This is a genomic window from Chitinophaga rupis, from assembly GCF_900109685.1.
Classification (GTDB): Bacteria; Bacteroidota; Bacteroidia; order Chitinophagales; family Chitinophagaceae; genus Chitinophaga; species Chitinophaga rupis.
The window spans coordinates 486,306-504,055 of record NZ_FOBB01000002.1 but is presented as its reverse complement, the minus strand read 5'-3'; the positions used below and the strand labels follow the sequence as shown (position 1 = coordinate 504,055).

Here is a 17,750-nt window from a genome sequence, read left to right as displayed (position 1 = left end):
TATGAGATCTAACCATATAATCCTGGTCAACGAACAAGACGAAGCCCTGGCTACCATGGAAAAGCTGGAGGCACATCAGAAAGGGCTATTACACAGGGCTTTTTCTGTATTCATTGTGAATAGCAAAAATGAAATGCTGCTGCAGCAACGCGCCAGCGGCAAGTACCACTCAGCTGGTTTATGGACCAATGCCTGCTGCAGCCATCCTATGCCGGGCGAAGAAGTAGAGCAGGCCGCACACCGCCGCCTGCAGGAAGAAATGGGATTTGATTGCCCGGTTAAAAAACTGTTCACCTTTACTTACCAGGCATCCTTTGATAATGGCTTAACAGAGCATGAATATGATCATGTGTTCCTGGGTACTTTTGATGGCGTCGTAATCCCGGATGAGGAAGAGGTGGCAGCATACGCGTTCTATCCTTTGGCTGAAATAACCCGCCAGATCAGGGATACGCCGGACCGTTTCACCTACTGGTTTAAAGTGGCTTTCCCAATGGTAACAGAATTATTATAACGCTGAAACTAATCAGCCATAAAAAAAGCAGCGGCAATTGGCCGCTGCTTTTTTAGTTGCGTTATATAACAAACCTACAAACGGATAGTATCCGGCAGGTATTTAGCGATCAGGTCTTCGTAGTAAGACTTTAGCTCTGATACCACAGGCGGTTTCGGACTTTTGGAATACAGATCGTACGGGTTAAATTTCTTTACCCATTCAAACATTTCCCGGTCATGATCATCCATCAGGTGCTCATAAGCGCCTTCCCTGTGCTGTGCGTAAAAGGAGTGATAGCGGATCATATACAAAGCCGGCTCCGGCAAATAATCTTTAGTAATGTGGTACAGGTATTCATCATGCCCCCATGACATATGCACGTTCTTTAAACCGCAATTAGGGGAATATACACCGTACTTGGTATTGTAACGCTCATCGTTAATGTCCGGGTTGTTGGCAAAAAATTCCGGATACACGATCTTATCAGAGAACTGGCAGCCTACCGGGAAGGTATCGCCAACCACAGCCCATTGCGCTTCGCCAAACAGGCATAACACTTTGCCCATGTCGTGGATAAAACCGGTCAGCACAAACCAATCAGGATGGCCATCTGCACGGATAGCTTCTGCCGTTTGCAGCAAGTGCTGCAGCTGGTCCAGGTCTATATCCGGGTCAGAATCATCCACCAGGGTGTTCAGAAATTCCATTGCACTCCAAACCGGCATTTCCTTGCGGTTGAACTGCAGGAACTCTTTTTTCTTTTCCTGTACAAAATCGTATGTCTGGTATTTGTGGTTCAGGCGGTAAAACTCCCGCACGGTGTCCCGTTGAGGATTATCGTAATTGCGGTATTCTTCTTTGGCTTTGGAAGGCTCTACTCCTTCCGGATAACGTTGCAGCACATCATCTTCCCATTGTTCAATGCTGTTGAGTGGCTGTAGCTCTTTTTCGGAGAATTGATCTTGCACTTTCATACGTGAGCGTTTAATTTTTTACGGGTCATATGGAACCTTACGGTTTCATACGTGAGCGTTTAATTTTTTCATTGGCCGTATGGAATCTTCGATTCATACGTGATGATTAATCTTTTACCTGAGTAGTTTAATTTTCATTGTTCGTATGAAACCTCACGATCTCACACCTGAGTACTTATTTACAGGGCAGTTGGTCTTACCCCGTTAATTACGTGAATTGTGTACTCTAAATTAAACTTTTAAATTGGCTTTTCCAGCTTTTTTTGCAATCGATTAGCAAATTCATAAAGCACTTATAATGAACAAGTTGCAACCAGCACTCAAAACGCCTTATCCGGCCAGGTTAATCCCTTTCCCGGAATGCCTACCAGAAAACAGTATATAACGCCGTCAGGATCCCTACAATAATAACCGATCCTACAATGAACGCCGGGTTGGTGCGGAACATTGTCTTATCAATTTGTATAATGCGCGGCATGTACTTACTGCTGCGGTCCAACAGGGTGATCAGGATCATCAACCCTATCAGCACCACAAATACAATGCTCATACGGTCCAGGAAAGCATAGTCCGGGAACACGCCATTGGTCCATACCGGCAGGAACTTAAGAACAGTGGACAGTGGAATGGTTAGCACGGCAGCCACCAGTGCCGCGGTGGAGGTAGTGCGTTTCCATAAAAAGCCCAACAGGAAAATGGCCAGCACACCAGGGGCAATAAAGCCCACATACTCCTGGATAAACTGATAGGCCTGATCCAGGGAACGCAGGGCCGGCGCTACCAGGCAGGCTATGCCCATTGCAATGATCACGGTATAACGGCCGGCACGCACCAGCTGTTTTTCCGTAGCCTCTTTATGAAAGTAACGTTTGTAAATATCCAGGGAAAAAATGGTGGAAATACTATTGGCCTTACCTGCCAGCGACGCTACTATAGCTGCTGTAAGGGCTGCAAAGGCTAGCCCCTTCAGGCCCGGGGGCAACAGGTTCATGAGCGTGGGATAGGCCTGGTCCGGTCTTACCGCTCCGGCTGCATCCGTCATTTCATGGGTAAATACCCCGTTCTTGTACAATACATAAGCTGTAATACCCGGCAGCACGGCAATTACCGGTACCAGCAGCTTTAAGAAGGCCGCAAACAAAATACCTTCCCGCGCTGTCTTCAGATCAGCTCCCAGGGCGCGCTGTATAATATATTGGTTACAGCCCCAGTAGTTCAGGTTATTGATCCACATACCGCCTATAAGCACGGAAAGGCCCGGCAGGTCTTTATAATAGGGGTGCGACTTATCAAAGATCATGTGAAAATGCGTCGGCGCCTGGTCTTTGATAATGGCCAGTCCTTTCCAGATGTTCTTACCAAAACCAAAGTGTTCGGATACCAGGTTCAGTGCCAGGTAAGTGGTTACCAATCCACCCAGCACCAGTACAAACACCTGCACTACATCTGTATACCCGATCACCTTCATGCCACCCAGTGTTACAAAAACCGCAAACACCGCCAGTCCTCCTATGCACCAGAAAAAGTTGATACCCGAAATGGCATTTATCGCTAATGCACCCAGGTAAATAATGGAGGTAAGGTTCACCAGCACATATACCAGCAGCCAGAAAATAGCCATGACAGTACTTACCGTACCGTTATACCGGTTCAGCAGGAACTGAGGCATGGTATAGATCTTATTTTTCAGGTACACGGGTATAAAGAACACCGCTACAATAATGAGCGTGGCGGCCGACATCCACTCATAGGTTGAAATGGCCAGCCCCAGCGCAAAGCCGGAACCCGACATACCAATGAAATGCTCCGCAGAAATGTTGGAAGCGATCAGGGAAGCCCCGATGGCCCACCAGGTCAGCGATCCCTCTGCCAGGAAAAAATCTTTGGTGCTGGTAACATTCGCACGCTTACGGCGGTAAATGTAATAGCCATAACCCGCTACCACAATGAAATAGACCAGAAATACCAAGTAATCGGATAAACGAAGATGATTCATAACGGGTGTGCTAAGTGTACAAATGTGCAGATAAATGTGCATATATGCAAATGGCCCGGAGAATGGGCCTTATTTTTGAGTACCTTGCCATACATCAGCTTTTATACCTCCTTATGCTGGAATTAGATAAAAGGGAAGCCCGTTTGCTGCAAAAAGCCATTGACCAATGGCAGCAGGATCAGCTCATAAACCCGGAACAGGCGCAGCAAATGCAGCAAAGCTACCAGGTACGGGAAACTAATATTGAATGGCAAACCATTACCCTGTATATTTTCATTGCGGCTATTTCCTGCGCGCTCATGGCTTTTGGCTCCCTGGTGCTGGATGAAAAGTGGATTGAGGTGATCCGTAAAAAGCTCTCGCTTACAGATGGTATTATAGCATTGCTGTTTGCCCTGCTCACCGTATTCCTGTGTTATAGTGGTTTCCGCCGGCAGCAGCAACAACGCTCCTTTTCCCTGAACCAGGAGCTGTTTTGGCTGCTTCCCATACTCAGTACAGGCGTTACCGTGGTATATTTTGGTAAAAGCCTGCAATACCTCAATGGTAACTATGGTTTGTTCTGGTTGCTGGCTACCCTTACCTATGGCGTACTTGCATTTATGTTATCCTCCCGCCTGTTATGGACCGCTACCCTGTTATGTTTAATACCTGCTTATGTAAAGCTTACTTACTACGTTAGCCACGATGCTTCGTGGTTCCTGGGAATGAACCTGCCCTGCCGTTTGTTTGTGCTGGCAGTAGTTATGCTGCTGTTACACCGGCTGGCGCTGCGCAATAAAAAATATCATGCCTTACAGCATATTACCTGGGGCGGTGGCTGGCTGTTATTATTGCTATCTGCCTGGCTGATCTCTGTTTTTGGTAACAGCGGCACCTGGAGCGAGTGGCAGCTGCTGCGCCAATACCAGCTGTTATGGTGGGTGGCTATCTATACTCTCTTATGCGCCGCTGTGATATGGCTGGGCATTAAGCTCCGCGATCCGCTGGTGCGGGATTTTGGCGTATTATTCCTGTTGCTGGATATGTACACCCGCTATTTTGAATATCTGTGGGATCGTACGCACAAAGGTATTTTCTTCAGCATTTTAGCGCTGTCATTTTGGTGGGTGGGGAAGAGGATGGAGAAGTGGAGCAAAGCCCGGAAATAATTACGAATTATTCAATTACGAATTACGAATTGAGTAGTACGATCAGGTAGTTCCTTCAAGGAAATACAGCTCACACACTATAAGCTATTCATAATCCGGCGCCATAATGATCGAGACACCTATCCATTCGCTTCAAACTTCGCTGCATTCCATTCGTAATTCGTAATTGAATAATTCGTAATTGACAACTATTCTACGGTCACACTCTCTACCCTATACCTTCCTGTATCCTGCACGCTCCAGTCATAATTACCGGTCATCCAGGTACGTAATACGGCTACATACTTGGTGAGCTCGCGGTCTGTTACACCATCAAAGGAAGGTAGCAGGTTTTCCAATGCAGCAAACAGTCTTACTTCCTCATTATGCATGCGGTGCGCTTCATCAACAGCAGCCTGGAAAGAGAGGCCGCGTTCCTTTATCAGGGCTAATACCAGGTTATGTACATCGCCCTGCTCCGCTTCTTTTGCACAGGAAATAATGTCGTTAGTCCAGCATACCACGTTATTACAGGCCAGGGCTAAACGCTGTACCATGGAATGCTGCAGCACTTCGTCCGGCAGATCTGTTTTTTCACTGATGGCAATAAGCTCCAGATCAACAAATAGCGCACCGGTGTAAGGCCGCATAATCACGTAATCCGCTACCGGCGGTGCTTTGTGGCTAGCCCTGTTATTGGCTTCCCAATGGCAGGCCCTGAAATATTCCTGCATGGTACGTATAAAACGCAGGCGCCAGGCAGGATGGCTCAGGGGTAATAAACGCTGCCATACATCTGCCAGGGCCATTGCAAAAGCGCCGCCCTTTTCCGGTTCGGCGATCTGCTGGTGCAGGATCTCTAAAAAATAATCGGTCACTTCCTGCAGGCTGCTGGCTTGTTGCCCCAGCTGTGCTTCATCGCACAGGTCATCATGCAGGAATAACCAGGTGTTAAAATTGGCAAGAATGCATAGCTCTTCATAACCCGCATTGGGAAAAGTGCGGGCTACCAGCCAGGCAAACTTTGACCTTTTAAAGCGCGCCAGCGCCACTTCTGTTTTAAGAAGGCCAAAGGTTTGAGCCCATAGTACATTCTGCTGCTCGGCTAACTCTGCAAATTTGTTTACAAGAGAGGGAAACGGATACGACATCCGTGGGAGATGGATCTGTTGCATAAACAATCAGGGATTTAATGGTTAAGAGAAAAAAATCGGTTTAGTACATATGAATGCAATACCAACGTGCGCTCCAAAGGGCGGTGGGTTGCAGATAAAGGCTATTTACCCCGGGCAAGCCGGAGGCGCTCCTCCCTGGATAGTGGGAGGGTCAGCAGGTTATCGTCGTGTAGGAAACGCCGTTATAACGGGCACGGTTGGCACAATAAACGTTGAACATAAGATATAGCCATACCGCCTACTCCCATACTGTTGACATACAGATATACGGGTATACAGCAGGCGGGCCACTCATGCCCGGGTTGGCACCTGTGGTGTTTCCATATTTTAATGACATAATAATAGCTGTGAAGCCGGGGCATATTAACAACGAAACAGTATCCTTGAATATTACAGCCGGATAGGTGGCGCATGAATAGGAGGCATATAAGTCGTGTGTCTTTTAAAGAATAAAAATAAAAGGGGAAGCTAAAATAGGGTTAATTGCCTTACGGTAGAAGGTGCTTCTGATACTGCTCTAAAAACATTCTTCTGCTAAATCAGACCATTTCCCCCCTGGGCATACGTTATAAATTTACAAAACTTTTAGTTGATTTTAGCTGACGGCCTTAAATTAGCTGTCCATAATCGCTATTTCCAATTTAACTTTGCGGCATGGCAGAAGACCTTCACATAGTAAGCGGCGATAAAACAGAAAAGTACCATTCCCTGTTACCGCAGATCCAAGGCCTCCTGGATGGAGAACCTGACCTGGTGGCTAACCTGGCCAATGTGGCTGCAGCATTGAAAGAGCAATTCGGCTGGTTTTGGGTAGGCTTTTATTTAGTAAAACAAAATGAGCTGGTGTTAGGCCCCTTCCAGGGACCCGTAGCGTGTACCCGTATACAACATGGGCGCGGTGTATGCGGCAGCAGCTGGGCACAGGCCAAAACGCTCATTGTGCCGGATGTTGAAAAATTCCCGGGCCATATTGCCTGCAGCAGCTTATCCCGCTCAGAAATTGTAATACCCATTATACGTAACAGTGTGGTGATTGGCGTGCTGGATGTGGATAGTGAGCACCTGGATCACTTTGATGACATTGATGCAAAATACCTGGAAGAAATAATTGCCCTGATAACAATATAGGTACTCACGCTTACCACTATACGAAGCGTTAATGCACCAGGGTAACATTACCCGACATTTGCTGCGGTACGTTGTTCCGGTCGGTAAAGGTACAAATGTACAGGTAACCCTGCGCCTGCTGTAAAATGCCTTTATACATACCATCCCAGCCCTTTTCAGGATCATTGGTCTGGAATATTAACGCACCCCAGCGGTTATATACACGCAGGCTGTAGTTACGTACATCATCGTATATTTTAGCACGGAAAAGATCATTGCTGCCATCTCCGTTAGGACTAAACGCCGTTGGCAGCACTACTATACAATTCTTAAAAGGCGATGTGATTTCCCCTGAGCCGCTTACACTGCAGCCATTGTGGTCCTGGATCTCATACTGGTAAAAACCCGGCTGCAGCTGTCCCATTAAGCTATCCGGCTGCCACATACCGCCATTTATCCGGTAGGCATAAGGCGGCGTACCACCCTGCATTAATGGAATGATCTTGCCATTCTGCGTTTCACTGCAGCTGCAGGGTTTAATGATGGCTTCCCGGATCTTTAAAGGCGGCGGTTCTGTAAGGGCTATTGGCGGCAGCACGGCCATGCATCCCTGCTCATCTTTCACTATCACCTGGTATGCTGCCGGCGGCAAATGTTCCAGCACCGGCGTGTAGCTGGCATTGTTATTATTCACGTAATAGCGGTAAGGTGGTAAGCCACCGCTGGCATTGATGGCTATCTGGCCATTCTGCTCCCCGCTGCAGCGGGATGGTGTAACAGTGGCATCAGCTGCCAGGTCAGATGTTTGTACGGTGGTGCTGCCTTCAGCAGTAATACCCTTGCTGTCTGTAACAGTAACGGTGTAGGTACCGGCCGGCAGCTGCCTTAATTGATTATTATCAGGTGCGCCATGTCCCCAGCTGTAGTTAAAAGGCGGCGTACCACCGGCCACGGTGAGCAATATTGCGCCGGTATTGCTGTTGGCGCAGGTAGTGGTAGTGCTGAATGAAAGCTTCAGCTGCTCATAAATAAAGTTGGAAATATTGTCCAGCAGCACGGCTACGCCATAATCGCTTTTAGAACAGGGGCTGGCATGGTAAGCGCAAAGGGTAATATAAGTATAGTCGGCAGAGGGGCTGAACAAGGGGCTGTACCGCTGCCAGGTGGTGTGGATAAACTCCCCGGAGCTCCAGAGTAGTTCAGCCGTATCGCCCGGTGCATGGCCACCGTAAATAGCCAGGTTACCATAACAGGTGCTATAGGCGTAAAAAGCAGCGTACGCAAGGTCAAAGTACATGCTGTAAATGTGATCTTTACGTAATACTCCGTTCAGCTGCTGGGAAATACCTTCTGTATACTGATTGCCACTGTGCAGGCCCACATAACTGTTGCCTTCTGCGGCAGCCAGGCGCACGCCGTAAATGCCGGGCTGTACATCTGCGGTATTCATCCCCACCCATCCGGCAGGCGTAGCATCCATTTGCGGCGTACCGCTCAGGGTTGGGTTGGTAACCGGTATATGTTGTGCAAACAGCTGAATATGAAGGCATGCGCATACCAGGTACGTGCATATAAAGGTTATGCAGTAGCGTGTATTCGTAGTTCCGGACAGCCTCAAAAGCTTTTCAGCCGATGTGCTCATAGGATAATGGTATGGTCGGTTTCGTAGGATAGCAGCTAATTTCGGGCCATTTCACCGTTCATTAGTCAGGTGTGATAAGATTACTTTCTAAAGGTATATATATTTTGATTTTCGTAATAATATTATTTTTTTATGAAATTCAGTTAAAAGGAATAAAATTTGCAAATACTTTGGGGTTTAAAACAAGCAGCAAACAATGTTCTTTTTCAAGAAGCGAGCGTCCGAGGCATCCCATACTGGCATCCTGGAATTTATGGAAACAGATATTCATTCACACCTGGTACCTGGTATAGATGATGGCGTGAAAGACCTGGAAACCTCCCTGACCTTTATTGAGCAGTTACAGGAAATGGGTATTAAAAAAATTATTACTACCCCGCATATTATTCTGGACCGTTATCCTAATTCTGTTGATACTATTACCCCACCTTTCTCCGGTGTAAAAGCAGCTTTACGGGAAAAAGGCAATGACATTGCCATTTCCTTTGCAGCCGAATATTATATGGATGAGCAGTTTGAAGAGCTGATCCCCTCCACTCCCCTGCTTACCCTGCAGGATAAGCTGATACTGGTTGAAATGTCGTTCATGCAGGCGCCGCCCCAGCTGCATCAATGGCTGTTTAAGCTGGCCTCCCATGGTTACCAGCCGGTGCTGGCCCACCCCGAACGGTATAACCACTATCATGACCAATATGATCAATATGAACAGCTGCGGGAATGGGGCTGCCTGTTGCAGGTGAACTTATTATCCATAACCGGCTATTACGGCAAACAGATCCAGAAGGTGGCAGAGAAGCTGCTGGCCGATAAAATGATCACCTTTATTGGTACAGACCTGCACCATCACAAACATATGCAGGCCATACAAAGTATTGGCAAGGATAAGAAGCTGATGAAATTGCTGGATCAGTATGGGTTTAAGAACCGGGAGCTAACACAAATAAGCTAATTTATTTTGTACACAGCTGCGTCAGCAGACAGGTAGATCAGCTGGAAATTACGGGGAATGCGGGAATCGCCAGGCTGCATCAGGAAAGAATACTGCGGCAAACAGCCGGCCGCTACCCGGTCATATACCAGGTAATTGGCCTTTACATTATTTGCATCAATATTACAGGGAAAACGGGGCGCCTGCTGCCTTGCCCTGGCGTTCAGATCCCTGTATGTTACCAGCCCATTCACATCCCCGTTATAATAAAGCGGCAGCATCAGGAATTTAGATCCCAGATGATAAGCCCTGCCGGGATGGTAGCACATCAATAGCTTTTCACCAATATCAGGGTCATGCTGTTTTAAAACCGCCATTATTCTTGCATTATCTTCTATGCCATTGTTATTGTGCAAATAAGCCCTTAGCTGCCAGGAGGCATAAGCAAGATCAAAACAAACAGCAAACAGCAGGATCATCATCAGCGAGCGTTTACGCGCCGACCTGAATTGGTAAAACAAAACCCGCAGCTTATAACCTGCAACTGTTCCGTAAATGATCAGCAGCAACAACCAGCTTAAGAATACCTCGCTAAAAACAAAAGCCTGGCAAACCAATAGCAGGTAACAAGCAAAGGCTATAACCAGTGGCAGCACCCTGCGGCTGCGCAGCACTAACTGGTTGCGGCTGTAATGCTGGGCAAGGTAAAGTAATATGGCTGCGGCACAAAGCGTGCCTGCGACCTGTCCTCGGTAAATGATCAGCCCAAAGCTTTTTATTACATTATAAAAGAAATTGCCAATGTATTTTCCCGGTGCCTGCAAAAATATATCGCCTACAGAATTGAACCGGTTAATGGCAGACCATGACCAGGACCACCTTGTCTCTGAATTTGAAAATACCCCCAGGCCTATATTCATATATTGCCAGGTGGCAACCGGGGAGCCATTCCGCAGGTAATTGATCCACCACCAGGGGCAGGATACCAATACAAAACCTGCCAGTATGCAACCTGCATATACTGCTGCACGCCTGAAGGGGTAAAAGCAGAACATGGTAAGCATAAAAGCCGGCAATAATGAATAGCTGGTATACCTGGTAAGCCCTGCCAGCCCGCAAACAAGGCCAATGAGAAAAAAACGGTAGCCATTCCCGTTATTCAGATACCGCAGCAGTAAAAGTATAGCCAGCAGGTAAAATAATGTGTCCAGCATATGATTTTCCACCTGCACGCTTAGCTGCAGGAACATAAAGTTGGTAACTACCAGTAATTGCGCCAGGCAGGCTACCAGCCTGTTTGCCACCAGCCTGTAAACAAATTGATATACTATTAGCAGCAATAGTACGGCTGCCACTACGGAAACCAGCCGGCTTACTTCAAATCCAGGGCTTACCTGGGCCAGCAACCCCAGTAACACCGGGTATAAGGGCGGCCAGAAGTGGGATGCCCAACCATTGTAACCATTTCCCCGGAAAATATCTATGCCGGAAAAGTAGTGCATGGTAGCATCACAGTCTGCCAATAAGTGATTGCTGCCGGCAATAATGACCATGGGCAGCAGGTATACAGCGGGGATCAAAAAACCGCTGTATAGCCAACTTTTTAACCGTCGCCCTAAAGCGTACATGAACGATGGGTTTAAACTTAGTTCCATAATCCGCGGATCAATGCCGTTATGCGATGCAGCTGTTCTGTTATAAGGTTAGAGCCGCTGGGTAAGCAAAGCCCCCGGTTGAACAGGTCTTCCGACACACTATTTACATATGCCGGGGCATCTGCAAATACCGGTTGTAAATGCATGGGCTTCCATAAAGGCCTTGAATCTATGTTCTCTTTTTCCAGTACCAGTCTTATATCTTCACGGCTAACGCCCCCGTTTTCCCGGGGATCAATAAGTATAGTGGTCAGCCAGCGGTTGCTGTAGCTGCCTGCCGGCTCCTGTGAAAATTGTATGCCTGGCAGGCCCGCTAAGGCCTTTACGTAGTAATCAAATGCAGCGCGGCGCTGGGTTATACGGCAGGGCAATACCTGCATTTGCCCGCGGCCTATGCCTGCACATACATTGCTCATACGGTAATTGAAACCAATATGCGTGTGCTGGTAATGCGGGGCAGGGTCACGGGCCTGGGTGGCCAGGAAGCGGGCATCCTGTATAAGCGTTTCATCGTCGCTGATAAGGGCGCCACCGCCACTGGTGGTAATGATCTTGTTGCCATTAAAGCTTAAAATGCCCAACGTACCCAAGGTGCCGCAGGCTTTACTGTTATAAACAGATCCCAGCGCTTCCGCCGCATCTTCCACTACCGGTATGTTGTACCTGGCGGCTATGTGCAGTATCTCTTTCATTTTTGCAGGCATACCGTACAGGTGTACGGGAATAATAGCTTTCAGCTTTTTGCCTTTGGCCAGCCGGTCCTTAATGGCGGTTTCCAGCAATGCGGGGTCCATGTTCCAGGTATCGGGCTCACTATCTACAAACACTGGCGTTGCGCCCTGGTATACAATAGGGTTGGCTGAAGCGGAGAAGGTCATGCTCTGGCAGATCACTTCATCCCCTCTTTCCACTCCCAGTAATATCAGCGCCAGGTGCAGCGCAGCTGTACCGGATGATAAGGCGGCTACATGCCCTGCGCCGGTGAACTGTGCCAGGTCTTTTTCAAAACCATCTACCAGCGGGCCCTGGGGCGCTATCCAGTTAGTATCAAATGCTTCCTTAACAAATTCAAATTCCTGGGCTCCCATATGTGGGGAGGACAACCATATTTTTTCTCGCATACGCGTTTGGGATTAGAGCTAAGATCAATTACTTTTTAGTGTACCTGATTATTTTACCGGGGTTACCTACTACTACAGCATGGTCCGGCACATCTGTGATCACTACCGTACCTGCGCCAATAATAGCCCAGCTGCCAATATTCATACCCTGTATCACACAAGCACCTATACCCACGTGCGTGCCCTCCCCTACCTTTACATTGCCCGCCAGCGCTGCGTTTGGGGATATATGTACGAAATCGCCCAGCTCACAATCATGATCTACAGAGCAGTTGGTGTTCAGGATCACATGCTGCCCCATTGCCACGCTGCTGTTCACACTTACACCTGCCATGATTACGGTGCCAGCGCCAATGCTGCTTCTTGCGGATATACTGGCAGCAGGATGTACGGCTGTGGCAAATTGCACACCTGATAATTGCTGCGCTATTTTTTTCCGGATGCTGTTGTTGCCAATGGTAATGATCAGCTGCGCATCGCCCGGAAAACTATCCGGGGCAAATGGCCTCTGCACCGGGTAATCCAGTAGGTGAGTACCGGCAGGGTTATCATCAAACACTGCGGGTATGCTGCTGTTATTTTTTTCCAGTATTTCAGCCACTACTTTCCCGTGGCCGCTGGCGCCATATAAGTACACTTTGTTCATACAGTAGTTCCTTCAAATTTTTGTGCAGTTGCCTGCCCCTGCTGGCTAATACCTTCTGAGCGGGCAGCTTTTAAAATAGTAAGCCATATAATTTTCAGATCCAGCTGCAGGCTTACATGATCTGCGTACCACACATCATACTTAAACTTTTGCTCCCAGGTAATGGCATTACGCCCATTCACCTGCGCCCAGCCGGTAATGCCGGGGCGCACGCTGTGCCGCCGCTGCTGCTCTGAGTTATATAAGGGTAAATACTCCACCAGCAAGGGGCGTGGCCCTATCAGGCTCATATCGCCCTTCAGTACATTTATTAACTGCGGTATTTCATCCAGCGATGTTTTGCGCACCAGCTTTCCCACAGCCGTTAAACGTTGTGCATCCGGCAGCAGGCTGCCATTAACATCCCGTTTGTTGTTCATGGTGCGGAACTTAATGATGCAGAATATTTTCCCGTATAGCCCTGGCCGTTGTTGCAGAAAGAACGGGCGCCCGTTATTGGCTATTCCCAATAACAGCACCAGCAGCAACCCAACAGGCAGCAATAGCAGCAGCAGTATAAAAGCCGCTATCCTGTCCAGCAGTGGTTTTATGTTATGCTTATACCCAGGCATTTCCAGGCACCCTGTTCTTAATTAATTTTTGCTGTATATGTTCCAGGTAGCGCAGGGCCAGCACCTGCCGGTCAAAATTGGCTTTTGCATACCGGAAACCATTTTCACCTTCCTGTTCCAAACGTGCAGGATCATTCATGTACTGGCGGATAATGCGGCTATACTCCGCCGCATTTTCCGGCTCCACGTAACAGCCGGCTGCAGCGGTTTCCACCAGCTCGCGCGAAACTCCGTCTATAGCCATCAGGATAGGCTTTTTGCAGGCCATATAGTCAAATGTTTTGTTGGAGTATACTGTTTTAAAAGTATCTACCTTCTTTAACACAGAAGCACCCATATCTGACGATAGTATATATTTAAAAACCTCCTGCTTGGGTACCGGGTCCAGGAACACCACATTAGTTACCTGGCGTTCTTTAGCCAGCTGCTGCAGGCGGTTCTTTTCCATCCCCTGCCCTATCAGCTGAAAAAGCACGGGCGTATCTTCCAGCAGCTTACCTGCATCCAGTACCTGTTCCAGGTGGTTAGCCACGCCATGCGCACCTACATAGGTGATCACAAAACGGTCCTCCAGGCCGCGCATGCGGCGAAAACGCACGGGGTCAAAGGTGTGCAGCAGGTGGTCTGACAAAGAGAAATCTGCGGCGTTGGGAATAAATATCAGCTTGTTTTCCGGCACCTGCTTCTGATCACGCAGGGTATTATAAAAGGCCGGTGTTAATACATTAATAAGCGCAGCCTTGCGGTAAATGAACTTTTCAAACCAATATGCCAGCCGGATAATAGAACGGTTCTTCAGCACCCCGGTATCTATTGCCGATTCCGGCCACAGGTCCCGTACCTCAAACACCAGCGGCAGGCGTTTTAAACGGGAAATAAGATAACCGGAAAACCCTACGAACAAAGGGGGCGAGGTTACGATCACCACATCATGCTTACCGTTTACTTTAAACAAGCCGGCCCACAGGGAAGCAAACATAAAAGAAAAGTAGCCCCATAAGCGGCCTATAAAATTTTTGTTGTAGGATTCCGATACATGACAGCGCCATACTATTACAGCGCCCTGCTGCTTTTGTTTAAAATACCGGCCTTTGTACTCTGCTCTTTTTTCCGAAGCATTGGCGTGTATCATACCTGCAAGTACAGTTACCGAATGGCCGGCTGCTGTCCAGGAGCGGGTGATCTCATTCCAGCGGGAACCTCCCGCATCATCTTCTTCCAGAAAATACTGGTGCACTAAAAGAATATTCATAGTACCGTTATTTCAGTGATGATCTTATTATGCGGAGTTGTAAATACAATCTCGCTGCTTTCTTCCATTATACCGTATAAGGCGGCATGGCGGCCGGGCTGCTGCCTTGGCAGCAGTATATTCCCTGCACCATCATGCGCCCGCCATTGCAAACGTTGTGGTGAAAGGGTATGCCAGCGCTGATGCATTTGTACAGCAGCGGGCTTGCGCCGTACCTCATCTTCAATGATCCATACGGGCCGGCCTTTTTGCTTGCATATGCGGCGGTAATGCTGTATGCCTTTTCCTACATGGTGAAAAGCTGTGATCAGGCCTTCCCAGATGTATTCATATGTTGATTCATATAAAACGGCATGCTCACACTGTGTCCAGTTGTACCAGATAAAGCGTGGGCCTTTTTCCATCTGATCATAGTTATCCAGCATTACGGTATTGTGTGAGGCGGTGCCCATAAAATACCGCAGGGTATCTTCATCTGTATTGTATTTATAGCTGCCTGCATCCAGCAATATATTCTCGCCCTGGTACCAGATATCCAGGTGCAGGTTATCGGCCTGTGATGGGCGGTCTTTATGTACACCGCATCTTAAAAAAGTAAGTGTATCCGGCTCCCGGCATATATAATACCCGCCTGCCGGAAACTGATAGCAGGCATCGCCGGGGCGTAATACCGGTGTTTGCTGTGCAGCAGGCGCTTTCCCGTACCAATACACATCTTCATAAATATCTGTAAAACCCGCATCCTGCTCCAGAATGGCTGCCAGTGCCTGCAGCTGTGGGCGGTAGTCGCGGTAATGCTGCTCATTCAACCGGAAAAACAGTGCGCCATCGTTAGCGCCGTAATTAGGCAGCCAGCCATTGCTATCGTTCATGCATATACGCAGAAACTGCAGTGAGCTGCTGGCTTGCCCGTTCACCCGGCTGCTCCAGGTTTCCCCGTTCAATGCAGCCAGCCGTAAGGCCCAGGTAAGCAGCTGTATCACCACCCGGTTGTAGTTCATGGAAAATTGCAGAAAGGTGCCATCGCTGTATACCTGGTAAGCCATCTCCTGTTCAAACCACTGTTTGCCAGCTGCCTTCCATTGGGCTGCACCGGGCAGGGATGGGTATAACAGGCCGCCCAGGTACAGGGCCAGGGTTTCTGTTAGCGCATGATTGTTACGTACTGCTATGCGCGAAAAATGTATGTTGTTGTATACATGATGCAGCTGCCAGTAAATGGCATACTGGATCTTATCAAAAACGGCAGTGGTTAATGCGGGTGAGTTGCGGTAATAGAACAGCGCAAAGGTCCAGTTCAGCACCCGCAGGCTTATTTCCTGGCTGCACTTGTAGTGCGGGCCGCAATTAACCTTATTGGTATTGATCCAGGAAAGTATTTCCTCCAGCGCATAGGCGGCGCAGTCTTCCCCGAAATGATAATCATAGCGGATAATATCATACAGGTAGGCAAAGCGCGCCTTTTCCCATACAAACTTAATATCCCCGGCCTGGCTGGAATAATCGTTCACAATGGTCCAGTGCCGGCTGCCGTCATAAACATGCCCGGAATCCGGGTTCTGTAGCCAGTTAGGGGCGGTGCCCAGGTTACGCAGCGGGCCGCTGAAAAAAGATAGCTGTCCGTTACGCAGCTGCCGGTAACGCTCCTGCAGCGCAGGCTGCGGCTGCCGGGGAAAGGTGATCTGCTCCCGGCTTTGAAAAAAGAACTGTACAGGCTGCGCCTTCCATTCTTCCAGCGAAAGATATTGCCGGAAAGGGGGCGCCTGCGGAAAACGTTTTTTAAGCCAGCCGCTTTTCCGCTGCAGCTCGTAGGCAGAGCGGAAGGCAATATAACGCCAGCCCATATTACGTGCTACGTGCAGCCCTTTACGTAATGTATGCAATGTGCTCATGCTACCTGTGCGGGTTGGGTTTGTATGCTGAGCAGCGCTAGCAGCGCATCTGCAATACGTTCTGCCGTATGCCCGTCCCATAAAGGCGGTATGCCGCCCTGCTTCCATTTACCGGCAAACAGCAGCTCCATGGCCGGCTCCAGGGCCGCAGGATCTGTGCCTAATAATACATTGGTGCCTATTGTACAGGTTTCCGGCCTTTCCGTACTATCCCGCAGGGTCATACAGGGCACGCCCATTACCGTTGTTTCTTCCGTAATGCCGCCGGAGTCGGTGATCACTGCTTTTGCATTTGCTACCAGGTAATTAAATTCCAGGTAGCCCAAAGGCGTGGTGAAATATAAATTGGGATGCGCCAGCGCTATACGTTCCAGGTGTTTGGCCGTACGCGGATGTACGGGGAATATTACCGGCAGCTGCCGGCTGTTATGCATAATTTCATTGATCAGTATTGCCAGGTGATCCTCCTCATCTACATTCGCCGGGCGGTGCAGGGTCATCACCAGGTATTGCTGCGGTTGTAAGCCGGCCTGCTCCCAAACCGGAGGTGCATAAAAGCGGGACCGATTCTTTAACAAGGTATCTATCATTGTATTACCTACAAAGAACAGCTGCTCCGCTGTTTTACCTTCCCTGCGCAGGTTTTCATTGGCTATTTCCGAGGTAGTGAAAAAATAATCTGCAATAGCATCTGTTACCATGCGGTTTATTTCTTCCGGCATGGTGATGTCACCGGAGCGGATGCCCGCTTCCACATGCGCTACCTTTACGTGCATTTTTTTTGCTACGATAGAACAGGCCAGGGTGGAGGTTACATCGCCCACCACCAATACCAGGCTGCTGGGATGCGCCATCAGCTCCTTTTCAAAACGTACCATAATGTTGGCGGTTTGCTCCGCCTGCGTGCCGCCGCCTGCTTCCAGGTTGGCATGCGGTTCCGGTATGCCCAGCTGCTCAAAGAAAGACTGGCTCATGTTGGCATCATAATGCTGACCAGTGTGCACCAGCCGGTAGCTGATGTTATATCCTTGTTGCTGTTTGTTATGAAGGGCGGCTATAACCGGGGCTATTTTCATAAAATTGGGCCGCGCCCCTGCAATAATGGTGATCTGCATATACACAAAC

The 17,750-nt window shown here is 48.6% G+C and carries 15 protein-coding genes; 4 read left to right on the top strand and 11 right to left on the bottom strand.

The genetic code is table 11. The features are described 5' to 3' along the window. Position 1 precedes the first annotated feature (1 nt). The gene (gene idi, locus BMZ54_RS09205; RefSeq protein WP_089909577.1) at positions 2–514 is read left to right on the top strand and encodes an isopentenyl-diphosphate Delta-isomerase; all 513 of its coding nucleotides are present in this window, start codon (positions 2–4) and stop codon (positions 512–514) included. 74 nt (positions 515–588) lie between these two features. Here idi and BMZ54_RS09200 read toward each other — a convergent pair whose 3' ends face one another. After that, on the bottom strand, positions 589–1,470 hold the full coding sequence (locus BMZ54_RS09200; protein WP_089909574.1) for an inositol oxygenase family protein: 882 nt from the start codon (positions 1,468–1,470) through the stop codon (positions 589–591). A 364-nt stretch (positions 1,471–1,834) separates the two neighbouring features. Continuing rightward, on the bottom strand, positions 1,835–3,466 hold the full coding sequence (locus tag BMZ54_RS09195) for a sodium/sugar symporter (protein ID WP_089909571.1): 1,632 nt from the start codon (positions 3,464–3,466) through the stop codon (positions 1,835–1,837). 113 nt (positions 3,467–3,579) lie between these two features. On the opposite strand from BMZ54_RS09195, the gene BMZ54_RS09190 reads away from it, so the two are divergent. Further along, on the top strand, positions 3,580–4,617 hold the full coding sequence (locus tag BMZ54_RS09190; protein WP_162277505.1) for a DUF2157 domain-containing protein: 1,038 nt from the start codon (positions 3,580–3,582) through the stop codon (positions 4,615–4,617). Between the two features lie 188 nt (positions 4,618–4,805). Here BMZ54_RS09190 and BMZ54_RS09185 read toward each other — a convergent pair whose 3' ends face one another. Further along, entirely contained in the window at positions 4,806–5,771 is a 966-nt protein-coding gene (locus BMZ54_RS09185; RefSeq protein WP_143080947.1) for a terpene synthase family protein, read from the bottom strand. A gap of 654 nt (positions 5,772–6,425) precedes the next feature. Here BMZ54_RS09185 and BMZ54_RS09175 point away from each other — a divergent pair. Then, positions 6,426–6,899 (top strand): GAF domain-containing protein, encoded by a 474-nt coding sequence (locus BMZ54_RS09175; RefSeq protein ID WP_089909559.1) that lies wholly within the window; start codon positions 6,426–6,428, stop codon positions 6,897–6,899. Positions 6,900–6,927: 28 nt separating this feature from the next. Here BMZ54_RS09175 and BMZ54_RS09170 read toward each other — a convergent pair whose 3' ends face one another. Beyond that, positions 6,928–8,520, bottom strand: coding sequence for a T9SS type B sorting domain-containing protein (locus BMZ54_RS09170; RefSeq protein WP_089909556.1), 1,593 nt, complete (start codon positions 8,518–8,520; stop codon positions 6,928–6,930). Between the two features lie 253 nt (positions 8,521–8,773). On the opposite strand from BMZ54_RS09170, the gene BMZ54_RS09165 reads away from it, so the two are divergent. Beyond that, entirely contained in the window at positions 8,774–9,469 is a 696-nt protein-coding gene (locus BMZ54_RS09165) for a tyrosine-protein phosphatase (protein ID WP_143080946.1), read from the top strand. Here the strand turns inward: BMZ54_RS09165 and BMZ54_RS09160 are convergent. The 7 genes from BMZ54_RS09160 to wecB all read right to left on the bottom strand — a co-directional run bounded on the left by BMZ54_RS09160 (position 9,466) and on the right by wecB (position 17,740). Continuing rightward, positions 9,466–11,028 (bottom strand): ArnT family glycosyltransferase, encoded by a 1,563-nt coding sequence (locus tag BMZ54_RS09160; RefSeq protein WP_162277504.1) that lies wholly within the window; start codon positions 11,026–11,028, stop codon positions 9,466–9,468. The two genes, BMZ54_RS09165 and BMZ54_RS09160, sit on opposite strands and share 4 nt — an antisense overlap. Positions 11,029–11,093: 65 nt before the next feature. Continuing rightward, positions 11,094–12,224 (bottom strand): DegT/DnrJ/EryC1/StrS family aminotransferase, encoded by a 1,131-nt coding sequence (locus BMZ54_RS09155; protein ID WP_089909546.1) that lies wholly within the window; start codon positions 12,222–12,224, stop codon positions 11,094–11,096. A gap of 28 nt (positions 12,225–12,252) precedes the next feature. Continuing rightward, complete coding sequence (locus BMZ54_RS09150; RefSeq protein ID WP_202909192.1) at positions 12,253–12,870, bottom strand: acetyltransferase; 618 nt, start codon at positions 12,868–12,870, stop codon at positions 12,253–12,255. Further along, on the bottom strand, positions 12,867–13,481 hold the full coding sequence (locus BMZ54_RS09145; RefSeq protein ID WP_089909543.1) for a sugar transferase: 615 nt from the start codon (positions 13,479–13,481) through the stop codon (positions 12,867–12,869). Before BMZ54_RS09145 ends, BMZ54_RS09150 begins: the two co-directional genes overlap by 4 nt. Further along, on the bottom strand, positions 13,468–14,733 hold the full coding sequence (locus tag BMZ54_RS09140) for a glycosyltransferase family 4 protein (protein WP_089909535.1): 1,266 nt from the start codon (positions 14,731–14,733) through the stop codon (positions 13,468–13,470). Before BMZ54_RS09140 ends, BMZ54_RS09145 begins: the two co-directional genes overlap by 14 nt. Further along, positions 14,730–16,625, bottom strand: a complete 1,896-nt coding sequence (locus tag BMZ54_RS09135; RefSeq protein WP_089909532.1) for an alginate lyase family protein — start codon at positions 16,623–16,625, stop codon at positions 14,730–14,732. Before BMZ54_RS09135 ends, BMZ54_RS09140 begins: the two co-directional genes overlap by 4 nt. Further along, positions 16,622–17,740, bottom strand: coding sequence for a non-hydrolyzing UDP-N-acetylglucosamine 2-epimerase (wecB, locus tag BMZ54_RS09130; RefSeq protein WP_089911846.1), 1,119 nt, complete (start codon positions 17,738–17,740; stop codon positions 16,622–16,624). The genes BMZ54_RS09135 and wecB overlap by 4 nt, the downstream gene beginning before the upstream one ends. Positions 17,741–17,750: the final 10 nt, after the last annotated feature.

What these genes read in the sequence shown, in the direction of transcription:
- idi (WP_089909577.1), top strand. Translation starts at nt 2, where the DNA reads ATGAGATCTAACCATATAATCCTGGTCAACGAACAAGACGAAGCCCTG.
- BMZ54_RS09200 (WP_089909574.1), bottom strand. Translation starts at nt 1,470, where the DNA reads ATGAAAGTGCAAGATCAATTCTCCGAAAAAGAGCTACAGCCACTCAAC.
- BMZ54_RS09195 (WP_089909571.1), bottom strand. Translation starts at nt 3,466, where the DNA reads ATGAATCATCTTCGTTTATCCGATTACTTGGTATTTCTGGTCTATTTC.
- BMZ54_RS09190 (WP_162277505.1), top strand. Translation starts at nt 3,580, where the DNA reads ATGCTGGAATTAGATAAAAGGGAAGCCCGTTTGCTGCAAAAAGCCATT.
- BMZ54_RS09185 (WP_143080947.1), bottom strand. Translation starts at nt 5,771, where the DNA reads ATGCAACAGATCCATCTCCCACGGATGTCGTATCCGTTTCCCTCTCTT.
- BMZ54_RS09175 (WP_089909559.1), top strand. Translation starts at nt 6,426, where the DNA reads ATGGCAGAAGACCTTCACATAGTAAGCGGCGATAAAACAGAAAAGTAC.
- BMZ54_RS09170 (WP_089909556.1), bottom strand. Translation starts at nt 8,520, where the DNA reads ATGAGCACATCGGCTGAAAAGCTTTTGAGGCTGTCCGGAACTACGAAT.
- BMZ54_RS09165 (WP_143080946.1), top strand. Translation starts at nt 8,774, where the DNA reads ATGGAAACAGATATTCATTCACACCTGGTACCTGGTATAGATGATGGC.
- BMZ54_RS09155 (WP_089909546.1), bottom strand. Translation starts at nt 12,224, where the DNA reads ATGCGAGAAAAAATATGGTTGTCCTCCCCACATATGGGAGCCCAGGAA.
- BMZ54_RS09150 (WP_202909192.1), bottom strand. Translation starts at nt 12,870, where the DNA reads ATGAACAAAGTGTACTTATATGGCGCCAGCGGCCACGGGAAAGTAGTG.
- BMZ54_RS09145 (WP_089909543.1), bottom strand. Translation starts at nt 13,481, where the DNA reads ATGCCTGGGTATAAGCATAACATAAAACCACTGCTGGACAGGATAGCG.
- BMZ54_RS09140 (WP_089909535.1), bottom strand. Translation starts at nt 14,733, where the DNA reads ATGAATATTCTTTTAGTGCACCAGTATTTTCTGGAAGAAGATGATGCG.
- BMZ54_RS09135 (WP_089909532.1), bottom strand. Translation starts at nt 16,625, where the DNA reads ATGAGCACATTGCATACATTACGTAAAGGGCTGCACGTAGCACGTAAT.
- wecB (WP_089911846.1), bottom strand. Translation starts at nt 17,740, where the DNA reads ATGCAGATCACCATTATTGCAGGGGCGCGGCCCAATTTTATGAAAATA.